Below are 15,486 nucleotides of genomic sequence, written 5' to 3'. Positions count from 1 at the left end.
TAGCATCAACACTTTGAAAAATGCGGATTCCATTTCCGTGGAAGCCGAGTAAACAACCACAATTAATGAAAGAATCCGCATTGAGTGAATTTTTTCTTTTTTGTTTTCTAGATAGTTGCTATTCCCTTTTGAACAGCTTGTTCGTTCGTTACCCGAAGAATAGCGCTAAAGTGTTTCATACGTACGTCAATCGATTTATACAATGCATTAATTACCTTTTGTTGTAATTCCTCTGTTGTCGCATATTTACGTATTAGTTCGTATCCAATTTCAGCATGATCTTCCTCTATCTCCATTTGATCGCTGCTATGGATATTAAAGTAAGATCTACCCGCTTCGTTAACGTTATAGAAATAGTTCATCGCATGGTTCATTGTACGACCTTCCCATTCCACTGGTGGTTGACCCTCCATATAAATGATTAAGGCCGAAACAGCTTCCAAGAAATGATGATTAGGTCCACACACAGTGTTGTTCCAATCAATTACGGCTTGACTCTCTGGAAGGATTTCTAAATTATTAATCTCATCCCAGGTCAATCCAAACTGTTCACCAAATTTCACGAACAAGTCAAGATGGCGCTCGGTTCCAGAAATCTTACCTGTTTCTTCTTCATAAATGTTTTCTGCAAGATGAATACGAGCTTCAACATCTGGGCATTTGGAATGGATCGCGGAAATATTACGAGTCCAAAAACTCTTAATATGATAACGGTGTAAAACAAAATTTTTGAGCAAAAGAGGTGTCGCTTCACCTTTCATAATTGTTTGGTATAACGGATGAGTGATCTTACGGTTTTCATACACAATGTCTTTCAACTTTTGAATTAATGCTTCTGGTGACAACAACATTCTTATCAATCTCCTTTTTATGAAAAAATTTTTTATGTGAATCAATTTCATAATTACGCATTAAAAACTGCGTTTTTACAGGGATTATCGAGCTTTTAACACATGTTTGTAAGTAAAACTTGGGGAGGTGCTACTTTTTTAAGCTCCTGAAACCCTTGGGGCTCTAAGGCTCCGAGTTATGAAATTGATTCATGTAACTCTTCAATAGTATTAAGTACTATCAGAAGAAGTAACATTTTTTTGTAGAACTCTCTCTATCAAATCTGCGACTAGTAAAACAGTTTCATCACGTGGATATGTAATCGCAGGCGTGGTATTTACTTCGATAACCAGATAGTTTCCTTGTTCATCTTCCACAATATCAACGCCTGCTACTGAAGCATTAAATACTCTACTGCACTTTTCAGCAAGTTCAGATAAGTCAGATTCTAATGGGCATTCTTCCCAATTGCCTCCCACCGACAAGTTTGTTAAGAATGTCCCCTTATCCGAGTATCGATAAAATGCATACTCTGCTTTGTAGTCAATAACACGAACTCGGATATCGCGACCTGGTTTATTTATATGAGCTTGTACATATAAAGGTTTATTTCCCTGCATATAAAAAGGAGCAATATTACGCAAGGCGTTCTCATCATCAACACGTATTACCATTTGTCCTTTAGCACCAATAATCGGCTTCAATACTAAAGGGAAATGTAGCTGATTGATTACTTCATCCAGTTGATCCATATTCCCCACTAGAAAAGTTGGGATATGTGGAATGTTGTGATGGTTTAGCAGTATTGAATTGAGAAACTTGTTTTGGCCTATAGTCAATACATCGGTGTCGTTAATCACAGGAATACCGGCTATTTCAAACGCTTTTAGTAACCACATACCATATTCCCGTTGCTGAAGAGATACCCAGCCCAAAACACAGGAGATTCGTAAAGGTTCATTTCGGTAAAGAAACTGATTCTCTCCGCCACAGGAACGAACTAAAATATCCTGAGGAGTAGATACGATAACTTCGTATCCACGTTTTTTCAGTTCCCGATTCAGTTCTATTACATCACTAGTTTCTTCTCGGCAAAGAATTAGAACTGCCATAGCTCAATCCTCCTTTCAAGGCAAAAACGAAAAAGTATCTTTTCCAATTCATCCGTGTATAAATATCGGCCCAATAGCGGCACCATTGTGTAAATTAATTACAGAACCTCCCCCTATTGGCTTCGCCCGCAGGATACCACCAGCAAATCTTTTGTCAAATAAATAGGCTCCCCAAAGAAGTTGTACTTCTTGAGAGATTATTTCTCCCTCAGGTGTTGAACAGTACACTTCACTAGTTGAGGGTGTCACTTTTTCCTGAATGATATATTTCTCTTTTCTTTTAAGTAGTGAATATAGAGTGTTCCTCCAATCCTCTTCTCGATGTTCCCATCCACAAAGAACCCCTATTCCACCATATCCATCTGCTGGCTTAATAACTAGAGATCTTTGATTGTGCAATGCAAAAGATATTAGCTTTTCTTCAAACAACCGCGTCCAAGGAATGTATCGATGTATTATGTATAGCTCTTCATTTGAAAAATAGGGTTCATACTGAGGGTCTGACATCATAGCAAAGAGAATTTTATTCCCTAGTATTTTGTATTCTAGCCCCATTGGCATTTGAACCCGCTTTGCCCTTAATGCCTCGAAAATGTGCCAATATTCCTCGGGCGCTGCTTCCACATCGCCCAAGTCAAATAATCGGTATACTACATCTATCTTCCGACCATTAAAATATAGACCATCAGTTCCTTCCTCTAAATCACGTTGCGAACAAACAAACGACTGAATACCGGTATGGTCCTGTAGTTCTTTTGCCATTAACTGCAATGTATGAGAATAACTACTTAAAACCTTTTCACTTTCAACCATAGCAAGAGTAAGTGAATTACTATTTATCTGCAACATGCCACGAATCGTATTAACCCAAAATATCAATGGATCAAAATATTTCAAATCATTTGATTTTATCAACTCATTATAAAACGGTGTTTCCTGCATCAAACGATTTAACCAAGCCATCGTCATGCCACCAACATTACTACCTAAATTCAATTCAAGTAGCTTCCAACCATCTGGCGTTTGATATAAATCTCCACGTGACAACACTTTATCTTCAAAGCGAATAGTACCATCCAGAATTTTTCGAATTTCTTTAGGCTGATAACCTAAAAATCTCCCCATCTGCTCCAGATCCCCACCAAAGATACGATCTGGAATTGTTAAGATAATCTCTAATAATTTTTTTAATACATATTCCAATTCAATTCGATTCTCTTCTTTAAGAACTGGAGGAGTAGTAATTATCCGAGTAGTCGATTTAACAACTTGCATATCTTTAGCTTTTCTTAGAAACGAACGTATATCAGAAATACTTTGTTCTTTATTTTTTTGAAATTCATTAGTGAATAAATTGGTCTCTGGCATTGTTTCACCAATCTTTCTCAGAGAATTCTAGATAGAAAATTCTATTAAAAATAGAAAAATATATAAATTCCAAAATTAGTATAATATTCCAAGGTAAAAAATGCAATAAATAATTTGTTAATAAATGACTAGACTTGCCCAAAATTTGATACAAAATTTACCATATAGAAAGAACCGAAGGTTCTCCTAGGCAGCTTGTAACTGATTTTTTATCAAATCCAGCTGCGTTCCTGCCTTTGCTTCATAGTAAACAAATTCGATCCAACTCTCTGTCTTTTTGTTTTGCCAACTTCGTAGTCCTGTTAAGATATCACCGTGTCCTGTTGCACTGCAGAACATGGCTGTAAAAGAAAGCAATGTCCAAAACCGCTTAATTGCAACGGTACTACGTATTTGATAACCGTTAAAGGAAAAGTTGCTTTTCATGGTACGAAAATAAGTCTCAATCGCCCAACGTTTACTGTAGTACGTTAGAATTTGCTCATTAGATAAGGAAACGTCTGTACTTAAGAATGCCCGCATAGTTTGGAGAGTCATTGGCTGGGTCGCATCCCAACACAGTAGTACCACAGCATTTTCAATGAAATTTAGCTTGCCTTCATAACGATAGACGTGATAAGAAGCGTGACCGACGGTCACAAGGTCGGTATCTTCTTTATGGATGTGCGAGGCAAATTCCTTTATTGACTGCCGAATACCATATGGATAAATAATACGATTGGTTTTTATACCGCTAATGACGTGAAATCCAGATAAAGCGCAGGTTTCGAGTACAGATTGAGCAGGATACCATGTATCCATAAGAACATAAGTAGAAAAAGAACTTTTTGGCACCATAGAAAGCAGTTCACATGCAATATCAATTTTGCTGTTTTGCTCTGATTCGTATCGGCTAAACGCATAAGGGAATGCTTTTTCACCACATCGAATGAATTCCTGAACTACTGCATGCCCCCATACTGACTTACCTTCGGTATGGGAATAGTGAAAATCTGTTCCTTGCATAGGGGACAATGCCTGTGACGAGGGCTTTGTCTTTCTACAGACCGTATCATCGATAATAACGAAAATCGGCTCTTGTGTATGTTTCGCTTCCCTCTTGATGCTCTCCCATGATTGTTGCTGAATTATACGCATCAAATGCTGCTCATTCCACTTCCCATGAGTAAGAAAATGGCTCAGTGTCCGTCGGTCTTGTGAATGGCAGCTTTCACGATGGATATCGGTTAACGTTCCAGAAAAACCTCTGGTCATCACACCATCGAGAAAATGAACCATATGGTTCATTACCGGCTTAGAAAAATAAAGTGGGAAACGCCAGGTACGTAAAATATTGTTGATTTCCTGTTGATGTGCTACCCTATACGTAAGAGGCATATAGTCTTCTCCTTTGCGTAAAAGTGGTTGGTGGTACTTCTATTTTTACACAGGGTGAAGAGATATGTCTCTTTTCTATTCAATTGTAAATTTGTGTAAGTGTTTTTGGGCAACTACAGTTATTAAATTATTATGCACAACATAAAAAGATATAACATTTGGGATTTGCCAGCAAAGTCAATAAGAATTGTATAAAATGGAGCGCAAAAGAAGGTAGCCATATATTTTATTAGGAGGATAATATATGCTTAATTTAAGTTTTAAATATCTGCTAGATGACAAAGAGAAAAAGGTGCTAAAGAAAATTTCAATACCAGAAGGCGCTGAATTTCTTAATATGGTGTTTTATCTCCGCGATATATTTGTCATTACGGTATATATTCCCGAAAACTAAAGCAGCAGCAATGTCCTTTAAACTTAAAGTTCCACTGCTCTCTTTCCACATTTCAAATGCTTTTCTGCGATTCGGATTTCTTTCTCGTCCCACTACATTCCACCCACCTCCATAATCTGGTTTGAGTTGAGTTTGTTTTTATACGTCATCTCGCTGGAGATCTAAGTCGATTTCAATCAGCTTCTTCAAATCATCCACCGTTTTAATTTCAATCCGGCCTTCCTGAAAGTCTTTCACCCAGCGTGCAATGCCAGCATGAATGATTTTTCGATACTTTGACTTCGACTCCATAATGTTTTCCATCGTCTCTATTTCGTGCTGCAGCAGTACATTTTCCTTATTACCAAAACAAGAATATTCGTTCGTATTTTTCATTGAACATACCCCCGAGTTCCATGTAAAATGGAAACAGGATAGCAGCTTTCCCTTCCGTGGCCACGGTGTTCTGCTATCCTTCGTCGGGGGTACCCGGCAGCTTGTCAGGAGGGCGTTCGCAGCGTCCTCCTTTTGCTTTTTCTACGGTTATGCCACTTCATCAATACGAGAAACAAGAACAGGCTCAATACCAGTTGCTTCATAGAATCGCTGCTTAATCACATCACAAAATACCGGGTCCAATTCAAGCTCCGACATTCACGTCCCATCTGTTCACACGTCATCAGCGTTGAACCGCTGCCACCAAAGAAATCAACAACAATATCCCCTTTCTTGCTGCTGTTGCCAATCGGAATCGCCAGCAAATCCAATGGTTTCTGTGTCGGATGGACATATTTCGTCACATCGCCACGCGATACTTCCCATACGGTTTCTGGTTGTGGAATTTCGACAGGCAATCCTGCTTTCCACACTGTCGTCTGCTTTCGATCGCCATACCATGCCGGCGCTTTCCCTTTGATGTGTGCATAAAACACTGGCTCATGCTTATACCGGTACTGCGCTCAGCCAAACGTCGGCGCGTTCTTCACCCAAATGCACTGTGAACGGGTCACGATTCCAGCGGCATTCATCGCATTCTCAAACTCTCGCTGATAAGAAGATGGGTGAAAAATGTAAATCGCCGCGTTCGGTTTCATGATCGCGGCGTAGTTTGCAAATATCTGATTTAAGAACACAACAAAATCCTCATCGGACATGTTGTCATTTAAAATAGAATCACGACTGTCTGCAGCCAGACGTTCTGAATCACTTTCCACAGCTACGTTATACGGCGGGTCTGTAACTACCAGATTTGCTTTTTTACCCTGCATAAGACGCTGTACATCTTCTAAGCGTGCAGCATCACCACAGACAAGCAAATGCCTGCCCAAGCGCCATATATCCCCATGCCTTGTTTCCGGCTCTTTGATAGCATCGAGCGCAACCTGCACGTCATATTCATCATCGACGACGGGCTCATCCGGCTCTGTGTCAGCAGGTAAAGCAGAGAGAAGGTCTTCCAGTTCCTCACCATCAAAGCCGGTCAGCTCGATACTACTTTCACTCTCAGCCAACTCCTGGAGCAAGATAGCCAGCTTCTCTTCATCCCATCGTCCACTAATTTTATTCAGTGCGATGTTCAGCGCCTTCTCGCGTACTTCGTCCAGGTTAACCACGGATACTTCGATTTCCGTATGGCCTTGTTCCAGTAAAATTTTTAATCGCTGGTGGCCGCCTACAAGATTCCCGGTACGTTCGTTCCAAACAAGCGGCTCGACATATCCAAACTCCGCAATGGAACGCTTTAGCTTCTCGTATTCCGGATCTCCGGGCCGTAAATCCACACGCAGGTTGTACGGCGCTGAATTGATGTTGCTGACAGGTACCTTTCGTATTTCCATTTCTATCACCCACCTCCGTTTTAGGGTAAAGAAAAAGCCGCTCGATGAGCGACTTAACGGCTTAATTTGTAAAGTACGTATTGATTTAACGATATTCCTTCTTTTGCTGCCATTTGTGCTAACTGCCGATGTAAACTTTTAGGAACACGCACGACGAATTTTCCACTGTAATCATCATCGGTTATCGGTTCTGGAATTGGGTCGCCAAACTCTAATTTAGTCTCAAACCAACCTTCCATTGCTTCCCGAATGTTTTTATGTGCTTCTTCTACCGTTTGCCCATCACTTTGACAACCATCCAATTCAAGCACAGTCGCATAATAATACTGACCGCTTTCATCATTTATATGTTGAATCTGAATGGTATAGGGTAAGCTCATGTAATAAGAAACGTCTTTATTTGCCATTTATTCTTTACAAGGATAGAATATATTTTGAAGGAAGGGGAGCCGTCACTCCCCCATCCTTTTTAGTACGTTTTTTACGTACACCGCCTTAACGGGATTTTGCTTTGGGATTGTGATTACATCGCCTGCTTGATTTCGGAAATGATGGTGAGACCCTTTGCTTCTCACTTGTATGTATCCGTAATATTCAAGCACGATGGCAATTTCCTCGAACCGTATTCCGTTAGGGCGGTTTTTCATTTTTTCGAGGATTTTATCTATCCTTGCCATGTTTCACCTCCTGATATTATAGTATCATATTTAGTATCATATATCAAGAGAATTTTGTTAAGTTTTCCATATTCAGCAAAATAAAAAGTTACTTTTGGTCTTCACTACATAATAAAAGGATAAATCGCCAAACGGATATTTCTCACCGAACTTCTTTCTAGTTAGAAATTTCTTAACTCCGGCTTTTCTTTTAATTTCTGAGAGAACTGCTCTTTTTCCTGAATACAGTGCTCCAATATTCCTTTTAAGAAAGCAAGTTGTGTTTTTCTTGCATAATAGATTTTAAACACCCAAAATATTATTGTAAAAGAAGGACTATTTTCCTGCAATTGTAACGCAAAGTTTTAACGTTACAAGCCAACCAATGAAGCGGCATTAGATGAAGCGTTACATGTGCGCTTGCGTTTCACTGGCTCGGTTGTAACGTTACGCAAAAGAAAAAGCCACTTCTCAATTGGAGCGGCTATCCTAGTTTATAAAGTGGGCATTGTCGGACGTTTTTAGCATTTACTAACAGATTTTTTTCCTGTTAGTGCCCTTTCAAACATATCGATAATCTCCAGAAATCTCTCCGCTTCACGGAATACGTGATCAGCCAGTAACGGGTGAATAATACTTTTAATACGGCATGCCTCAATTAAATCACGAGCCGTCTTTTTAAAATCACGAAGTGATTTTACAGATACTCTGTTTTGGTCAAGAAACTGACTAAGAAGAGGGGACGTTTGTGATTGTGGACGCATAGAATCCAAATCAATTGCTTGAAATAATAATTGATCAAAATCATGACTGAATTCCTGAGCCTGCTCTACGAGTTTTCGTTCTGACGGGTCCAGAAGATGACCAATAAATTTCGCATGATCGGCCATAATACGCAAGAAAAATACGTTTTCATCGATAATGGCATCGGGTATTGGCTCCAATTGACCTTGATTTAACTCTGACAACCTATTTCTAAAGTAATTTGCTTCTCTACTTATATGATCAATAAGTAAAGGAAATAAATTAGCTCCAGGCAACTTGCAATGTAAAATAAGACCAAGAAGTTTTCTTTTATAAGCCCAAATATGGGAGACAGCATTATAAACCTCTGCATTAAATTGCGCAATCTGTCGAGGATCGGTATTCAAAGTAAAAGCGTGTGATTGGCTCTCAATTTGTTCGAAGATACGAAAAAATTGTTGTGCTTCATTTATAAGCTGAGTATCTTCACATCGAAGGCCCAATGTAATAAACAACGAGTGTTCTTTCATAATACGGGACCAGAAACGAACCTCATCTAACGAGCGAGCAACAAATCCATTGGACATGAACAAGCCTCCTAAAATAAACTTTCAGAATAAGATATGCATAAATGTTCCAATGGGTAACAACCTACATTTATTTGTTAAATAGACATAAACCAAGTTATCGAACTTAAAAAAGGCGTTCTCATGAAGAGAGCACCTATTCCTTTCTTTTGCTCATCATAGATAATCCAAGCTAGATTTTTTATGACCTCATGCTTTAATTTCCGCGCTCTTGTGTACGGTACACCCTCTTCACCTTACGTTCGTGTCACTTCGTGTGTCTCTCTTTTTTTATGCAACCAAAAAAGGACCGCTCCCCTCGGAACGGCCCCTTCGCTTATCTTCTGACACTATCATCATACTACCCCTATCTCAAAACGGCGCACCAATATCTGGCCAAAATTACGCCATCTTCACGCCAAACTTTTTTACAAATAAAAAGCATTAATAACACTTTATGACTTATTTCTCTTTGCGTATTGATTATCCATCCATACAGCCCATTTCCAAATAAGAACTGCAACAATTATTAATACTGTTCCACCAATACTTGGTGATACAGTTTGACGCGATAATAAAAAAACGATCCTCAAGCCTTAGCACGTACATTAAAGCAGCATGCAGACGAACATAAAGCCGTTCCTCTTCAGAGAACGACTACTTTAATCGTTAGGCATTCAACCTTATTTTTTTAATCGATAAGGAACAGTCGTTATCTTAACGTCTTGTCGTGCAAATAAATAAGCACGTAGCAATAAACTCGTCTGGTTATGCAGCAAATTATGCCACCAACGCTTCGTAATAAATTGTGGAATCATAACCGTTACATGATCGGTGGCTGAAGTTTTCCATTCCACCGTATCAATAAATTTAGATAAGGGGCGTACAATACTGCGATAGCGGGAACGCAAGGTAATAAGACGTACACCCGGATTCCACTCTTCCCACTTCTCCTCCATTTTTTTAATTTCTTCTTCATCAAATCCAACATAAACGGCTACGATATCATCTGACAGTGATTGAGCGTAGCTGATGGTATTTCGAACAACCTGCGTAATACCCGCTACAGGAATCACAATCACGCTTCCCTTTTTCTCCGGCTTATCTGTAGAAAGATCAATGCGTAATTGTTCCGCAAGGTCGCGATAATGCTGGTTTACTTTCTTAAAAGCAAAGATAACAGCAGGAAGGAACAAGAAAATCATCCATACTTGCGAGAATTTTGTAATCAAGAAAATAAGGGTAATTGTAAGCGTAGTCAGCATCCCAACCGTATTAATAACAAAAGGGAGAAGCCATCCCGCTGGCTTTTTCGTAATCCATCGTTTCATCATCCCTGTTTGAGATAAGGTAAAGGGAACGAACACCCCTATCGCGTAAAGAGGGATTAGATTTTCTGTATCTCCTTCAGAAACAATAATCAAGAGTGCTGAAAAGATACCTAAGAAAATGATTCCATTTGAAAAACCAAGACGATCTCCTCGAACCATAAACATATTCGGTAAAAATCTGTCTTTTGATAGCATAAATGCAAGTAATGGAAATGCTGCGAATGCAGTGTTTGCAGCGAGGAATAAAATCAGTGATGTTACAGCCTGAATAAAGTAATAAATAATTCCTCGTCCAAATACGGCTGATGCGATCTGGGATACGACTGTTTCATCTGCTTTAGGAGCAATGCCGTATACATAAGCCAGAAGGCTAATACTAATGAACATAATGCCAAGGATAACTCCCATTATGATCAGAGTTATTGCCGCATTTCTAGGGGCTGAGTCTCTAAAATTAGGAATCGCATTTGATACCGCTTCTACCCCTGTTAAAGCAGAACAGCCTGAACTAAACGCTTTTAACAGCAGGAATAAGGTAATCCCTGGAACGGCTACTCCATAAGCGGGAGCCTGAGCATGCACATTCCCTGTCATCCATTGATACCCACCACCGATAATTAGAAGAAAAACAGCGAAAACAAACAAATAAACGGGATACATTAGTATGGTTGCAGATTCTGTAATCCCGCGTAAATTTAAAATCGTTAACGTTAAAATCATTAATAGCGCAATCATAACACGATGCTCATGAAATGTTGGAAAAGCTGATGTAATAGCATCTGTACCAGCTGAGGAGCTCACTGCTACGGTTAAGATGTAATCTACCAGCAAAGATCCACCAGCAACTAGGCCAACGGAAGTGCCCAAGTTGTCTTTAGCTACAATATACGCACCACCGCCTGTTGGATAAGCATAAATGGTTTGGCGATAAGACAAAATTAGTACTGTTAACAGACCAAGAACAGCAAATGAAATCGGGATGGAATACCATAACGCTGCTGCACCAACGGTAATTAACACTAAAAGAATTTGTTCTGTTCCGTATGCAACAGAAGATAAAGCATCGGAAGAAAGAACAGCCAGCGCTTTTAATTTACTTAATTTTTCTTCTGTAAGTTCATCTGTCTTCATCGGTCGTCCAATTAAAAATCGTTTTAATTTGGTTACCATGCTTTTTCTCCTTCTAATACTTTTTTATATTCTTTCCCGCTCAGCATAGGAAAAACACAAAAATTACATTTTTCAAGAAATATAATCCTTTTATACTACACCTTTATAAAATAAAGAAAAAGCATGATTATCTGAATAATTATTTTTAACTTTAAATATTCCTGTTTCCATAAACCAAGCTATCGGATATCTTCTAAAAATACAAAAGGCAATTCCTTTTCGGAACCGCCTCTCTCGTTGGTTTTCCATTGTTTAATTTCCTCACTCATGCCGGAACAGGGCCCGGATCTTCAGCCAGCACTTCCAGCTTCAGCATAAATGCCAACTTATAAAACGCCCGAGCCTTCACCCTGGTATACGTCCGTTCGCTCAGTCCTACCTCTCCAGCCACAATATAATCAAAGCTCTCATCTTCCAGATATCGCTTCCGAATAATCTCTTCTTCCTTCTTGGACAACCGACTTACCGCCCATTCTACGCGCTCCGTCAATTGCCGAATCCTTTCTTCCTCGTCCGCATTCCACGTCGCGCACTCAGCCACCTGGTCACTTGTCTTGTTTGTCGCACCGTGATACCAAGCTTCATAAGCAGGCGTCATCCCGATTTCACGGCGAACAAAACCAATTTGGCGATAAATACGTGCCGTCTCCAAAGCTTCCTCTACACGCTTCTGTGTAGCCTTCCAGTCGATTTTAGGCAAAAATGACATTTGCATAGCTACTCCCCCTGCTCTGTGGTAAAATATTCTTACAGTTATCAGAAGCAGGGACCCCTCTCCGGTTGTGGCGACCGGGAGGGGTGTTTGTTTATCTTCAATGCAAAAAGGAATTTTTCTATGCAATTATACATTGAAAAATTTCCTTATTTATGCAACATTTCATGAGAATACACAGATTCAAAGGAATTCGTCTTTTTTGTTACATTGGCATACTATTTGCGTACATGAAAAAGTGCTGACAGGTGCTCTCTTCACCTATCACCTTCTAACCAAGGAAGCAAGACTCCACCATATATCCTCTTGCTTCCTTCTTTTTATAGAGACTCTACTTATTGTTTTTGCCGCCGTATTCACCCAATCTAAATCCAATTGAAAAGCTTTGGCGCTGGCTTAAAGATAGTGTCATTTCAAACGTGTTTCACAAAAATCAATCGGAGATTGAACAGGCGGTTCAGCGATTTTTAGACTTTACACAATCTTGTCCAGAACGAGTACTACGTCGTATTGGTCGTATTGGCTGTTAAACTGTCAATTGGAATGTATATAGAATACAAAAATAGGAAATAAGATACAATATAAAAAATATATCTTGAGGCAACTCCAGCAAACCAAATTAAAAAAAGCTACCTGGTTACTTACTTGGTAGCTTTTCATATACCTACTTCAGATTTTGCATCTCTTCCTGGCAATTTTGACAAATCATTTGTATCAAATTTATTTTTCTTTAACCCATGTTTGGAGAAACTAAACCAATATAAATAATTTATATTAACCTTTTTCAACTTGTTCGATTTTTAGACCGAAAATTTGAGGTGGTTCTATTCCATTCATCTGAAGATATGTTGATAATTGACCACGATGATGCATCTCATGTTCCGCCAATGCCATCATGATCCTCCAGGAGCTTACCTCATGTCCATGTAGGGTTGGAACCTTTTTTGCCAATAGATCATTTCCTAAAGTTAATAAACCCTCCGTTAACCTTGCATGACACACTTCTAGGTAATGAACAATTTCCTCTATCTTTTCCCCTTTACTACTTTCATGGCCTGGATAGATCCATTTTCCATGCTCAAATACATTTAAGAACATGAGTTGAGAGGAACCTAGATGTCGAAGCAAATCTCCCGTTGAAAATTTATCTTCAGCTGGTTTCCATTCTAAGATAGAATTCGGTACAACCTTAACATACTGCATGGTACGCTTTCGTAATCCATCTAAAAACTTTACAAATTCCTCCACATCACGAATCATAAATACCACCCTTTTTTAAAATTTTTGATTACAAGTACATCCATATTTCGTGATTCATGTTGTGAAATCCTTTTTTTAAACGGTTTTGTTAAAGATAACTGCACGTTAGTTCAACAAAAGGGAATAAACTTCCCAAAGCCTACTCCCTTTTCTCATGAAATCATTACAAAAAATTCAACCTGGACGTTATCTTTCGCGATTGAGATACTGCTAATTTTTAGAATATAAAAAGGGGGGACTCCTTGAAATCCACCCCTTTTTATTGCCAAAACACTACAACAGGCTTCGCAAGCATTGTTTTTGCTCCGCAGAAATCTTTCTATTCCTACTCTGGTTTACGATTTACTCATTATTTTTTTCTATCCACTCTTCCACAATTTCATACGTTCCGTCCTTTGTTGCTTTCTGCTTCAGATACTTCATGTCGATCCGCTCTCTATGGGCATAATACAAACGGAATGCCCACTCGCAATCACTTTGGGAACGCCAAAACTTACAAGCACGCAACCGATCACAAATAATATCTTCAATCCCGATTACTTTAACATAGCGTCCATTCCCGATATTGAGCTTTGTAACCCGGCTGTAATCACCGTCTAACCAGTTATCCGGTATCTCTACAATCAACCCAACTTCCTTGTGATACCAGTCCTTTCCCTGTTTTTCAAATCCAAGATCTAATAGTACCTGGTTCGCTTTATCTCGACCGTTCAATACAAAATCAATGTCCTCTGTTAAATAACTATTCCGGGTGTAGAGCTCAACAGAGAATCCACCTACGATGATGGGCTCTACATTCAAAGACTCTAGTATCTCTGTCAAAATTGCCGAGAACAGGAGCATTTTTTCTGTTTTAGGCTTTCCCTTCAATCCATATACTTCTGCCCGATACGATTCAATCGACAAAATAATCCATCTCCCTGTCATTGATATAGCGAACCTTTCCTTCTTCAACAGCTCGCATCCATTTTTCCCGGCAAATTATATCCAAACAACGCTGTTCATCTTTGTCTCGTGGTCGGACCCGTGTCTTACGCCCATTCCCGCGAAATAATTTATAGGCCCGTTCATTTACCTCTTGTTGCTTTTCATCGATTTCTTTAAAGAACTCGTCTATGTTAAATTCACGCATACTCTTCCTCCTACTCTGTTCCTATACCCCCTTGGTTTCATTATACCTTTCTCTCCAAACATTTACCCTCCTGCTACTTCAATGTAACGACGATATCCTCTGCAAAAGAGTACGTCTGAGCCAGCTTCTCCGTAATCGTCTCTTTGATTTCCTCCTCCATATCCTTATGGAACATGCGAGGAATCGGGGCGATCAGCTGCGTCATTTCCTCGGAATAGTTGACTTCAATCCCAACATAACAGAGCTCGTCTTTTTCATCCATGTCGAGGATCACACGGGCCGGTATCACTTCCTGTAACACCTGCTTTTTGTATGTAATGTCCGCATCCAGTTTAAACAGGAAGTCGTTCTCCCTCTCCTCTACTTCTTTTACCTCGAAGCTAAATTTAAATGGCTCGTAGATGAACAGTTCCCCCGGTGACACTTTGAGGAATTCGCACAGTGTATTAAACGTGTCGTACTGAATTCCTTTCGCATTGTGGTTCATCAGGGAGCTGATTGTCGTTCGGGACATCCCCGTTCCACTGGCAATATCGGCGATTTTTAGTCCTCTCTCTGCCATTAAAACAGCTAAATTACACTTTATCATGAATAACACCTCGTATTTAAAATACCATATACACTTCATAATAAACAATATGTTGTTCATTTTGTCATTGACCAAATTTTTATCATTATGTACAATATGAAACAAAAGTAAACAGACTATTGTTTATTAACATGATATTTTGTTTATCGAGGTGATTCAAATGATTCAAAAGAGTACGGTGAAGAATTTCCGTTTGTGCGAAATGGCCACAGTGGGTATCAAATTAAATGGAACGAGTCTACTCTGACCTTGTTATCTGATGACTACATAGAAGAATTTCAAAGGTAGGGCCGTTATAATCATTCCCTACCCTATTACGATTGTGACAGATTAAAAAGCGGCTCCATGTAATTGTGCCAGTCTGCCACATCTCACATGCAGAAAGAGACAAAGCTCTTTTTCCTCATTATTCATCTTACGGATCTTG

The 15,486-nt window shown here is 39.3% G+C and carries 17 protein-coding genes and 2 pseudogenes; 2 read left to right on the top strand and 17 right to left on the bottom strand.

Annotation, left to right across the window (positions count from 1 at the left end):
• Positions 1-107 precede the first annotated feature (107 nt).
• The 4 genes from K3F53_RS07360 to K3F53_RS07345 all read right to left on the bottom strand — a co-directional run bounded on the left by K3F53_RS07360 (position 108) and on the right by K3F53_RS07345 (position 4,688).
• Complete coding sequence (locus K3F53_RS07360) at positions 108-851, bottom strand: iron-containing redox enzyme family protein (protein ID WP_220560013.1); 744 nt, start codon at positions 849-851, stop codon at positions 108-110.
• A gap of 210 nt (positions 852-1,061) precedes the next feature.
• Positions 1,062-1,943, bottom strand: coding sequence for an ATP-grasp domain-containing protein (locus K3F53_RS07355; protein ID WP_057899166.1), 882 nt, complete (start codon positions 1,941-1,943; stop codon positions 1,062-1,064).
• A 48-nt stretch (positions 1,944-1,991) separates the two neighbouring features.
• Complete coding sequence (locus K3F53_RS07350) at positions 1,992-3,311, bottom strand: circularly permuted type 2 ATP-grasp protein (RefSeq protein ID WP_057899167.1); 1,320 nt, start codon at positions 3,309-3,311, stop codon at positions 1,992-1,994.
• A gap of 186 nt (positions 3,312-3,497) precedes the next feature.
• Positions 3,498-4,688 (bottom strand): IS701 family transposase, encoded by a 1,191-nt coding sequence (locus tag K3F53_RS07345; RefSeq protein ID WP_220560003.1) that lies wholly within the window; start codon positions 4,686-4,688, stop codon positions 3,498-3,500.
• 244 nt (positions 4,689-4,932) lie between these two features.
• Between K3F53_RS07345 and K3F53_RS19370 the strand changes: the two genes are divergently transcribed.
• A complete protein-coding gene (locus K3F53_RS19370) occupies positions 4,933-5,082 on the top strand; it encodes a hypothetical protein (protein WP_236781872.1) in 150 nt (49 codons plus the stop codon).
• 9 nt (positions 5,083-5,091) lie between these two features.
• Here the strand turns inward: K3F53_RS19370 and K3F53_RS19630 are convergent.
• The 9 genes and pseudogenes from K3F53_RS19630 to K3F53_RS07300 all read right to left on the bottom strand — a co-directional run.
• Positions 5,092-5,175: pseudogene (locus tag K3F53_RS19630) on the bottom strand (phage terminase small subunit-related protein); the annotation flags it as partial.
• A gap of 45 nt (positions 5,176-5,220) precedes the next feature.
• Positions 5,221-5,457, bottom strand: coding sequence for a hypothetical protein (locus tag K3F53_RS07335; protein WP_091261084.1), 237 nt, complete (start codon positions 5,455-5,457; stop codon positions 5,221-5,223).
• Positions 5,458-5,604: 147 nt separating this feature from the next.
• Positions 5,605-6,899 (bottom strand): annotated as a pseudogene (locus K3F53_RS07330) (site-specific DNA-methyltransferase).
• A gap of 53 nt (positions 6,900-6,952) precedes the next feature.
• Complete coding sequence (locus tag K3F53_RS07325) at positions 6,953-7,306, bottom strand: type II toxin-antitoxin system HicB family antitoxin (RefSeq protein ID WP_057899170.1); 354 nt, start codon at positions 7,304-7,306, stop codon at positions 6,953-6,955.
• 45 nt (positions 7,307-7,351) lie between these two features.
• Entirely contained in the window at positions 7,352-7,576 is a 225-nt protein-coding gene (locus K3F53_RS07320) for a type II toxin-antitoxin system HicA family toxin (RefSeq protein WP_220559992.1), read from the bottom strand.
• A gap of 500 nt (positions 7,577-8,076) precedes the next feature.
• The gene (locus K3F53_RS07315) at positions 8,077-8,886 is read right to left on the bottom strand and encodes a DUF2935 domain-containing protein (RefSeq protein ID WP_057899172.1); all 810 of its coding nucleotides are present in this window, start codon (positions 8,884-8,886) and stop codon (positions 8,077-8,079) included.
• Between the two features lie 662 nt (positions 8,887-9,548).
• On the bottom strand, positions 9,549-11,366 hold the full coding sequence (locus tag K3F53_RS07310) for an APC family permease (protein WP_220559990.1): 1,818 nt from the start codon (positions 11,364-11,366) through the stop codon (positions 9,549-9,551).
• Positions 11,367-11,456: 90 nt separating this feature from the next.
• Positions 11,457-11,615 (bottom strand): hypothetical protein, encoded by a 159-nt coding sequence (locus tag K3F53_RS07305; RefSeq protein WP_156424072.1) that lies wholly within the window; start codon positions 11,613-11,615, stop codon positions 11,457-11,459.
• 16 nt (positions 11,616-11,631) lie between these two features.
• Complete coding sequence (locus K3F53_RS07300) at positions 11,632-12,081, bottom strand: ArpU family phage packaging/lysis transcriptional regulator (RefSeq protein ID WP_057899173.1); 450 nt, start codon at positions 12,079-12,081, stop codon at positions 11,632-11,634.
• 335 nt (positions 12,082-12,416) lie between these two features.
• On the opposite strand from K3F53_RS07300, the gene K3F53_RS19360 reads away from it, so the two are divergent.
• Positions 12,417-12,608: a transposase gene (locus tag K3F53_RS19360; protein WP_082706032.1), complete on the top strand. Its 192-nt coding sequence runs from the start codon at positions 12,417-12,419 to the stop codon at positions 12,606-12,608.
• Positions 12,609-12,852: 244 nt separating this feature from the next.
• Here K3F53_RS19360 and K3F53_RS07290 read toward each other — a convergent pair whose 3' ends face one another.
• The 4 genes from K3F53_RS07290 to K3F53_RS07275 all read right to left on the bottom strand — a co-directional run bounded on the left by K3F53_RS07290 (position 12,853) and on the right by K3F53_RS07275 (position 15,059).
• Positions 12,853-13,338 carry a DinB family protein gene (locus K3F53_RS07290; protein ID WP_057899174.1) on the bottom strand — a complete coding sequence of 162 codons (486 nt, stop codon included), beginning with the start codon at positions 13,336-13,338 and terminating at the stop codon, positions 12,853-12,855.
• A gap of 342 nt (positions 13,339-13,680) precedes the next feature.
• Positions 13,681-14,244: a hypothetical protein gene (locus K3F53_RS07285; protein ID WP_057899175.1), complete on the bottom strand. Its 564-nt coding sequence runs from the start codon at positions 14,242-14,244 to the stop codon at positions 13,681-13,683.
• On the bottom strand, positions 14,234-14,470 hold the full coding sequence (locus K3F53_RS07280; protein ID WP_057899176.1) for a hypothetical protein: 237 nt from the start codon (positions 14,468-14,470) through the stop codon (positions 14,234-14,236). Before K3F53_RS07280 ends, K3F53_RS07285 begins: the two co-directional genes overlap by 11 nt.
• Before the next feature lie 73 nt (positions 14,471-14,543).
• Positions 14,544-15,059 (bottom strand): helix-turn-helix domain-containing protein, encoded by a 516-nt coding sequence (locus K3F53_RS07275; RefSeq protein WP_057899177.1) that lies wholly within the window; start codon positions 15,057-15,059, stop codon positions 14,544-14,546.
• Positions 15,060-15,486: the final 427 nt, after the last annotated feature.

Source organism: Aneurinibacillus thermoaerophilus (assembly GCF_019603355.1).
Taxonomy (GTDB): Bacteria; Bacillota; Bacilli; order Aneurinibacillales; family Aneurinibacillaceae; genus Aneurinibacillus; species Aneurinibacillus thermoaerophilus.
Note: the sequence above shows the minus strand (reverse complement) of the source record. Positions and strands in the feature narration are given on the sequence as shown.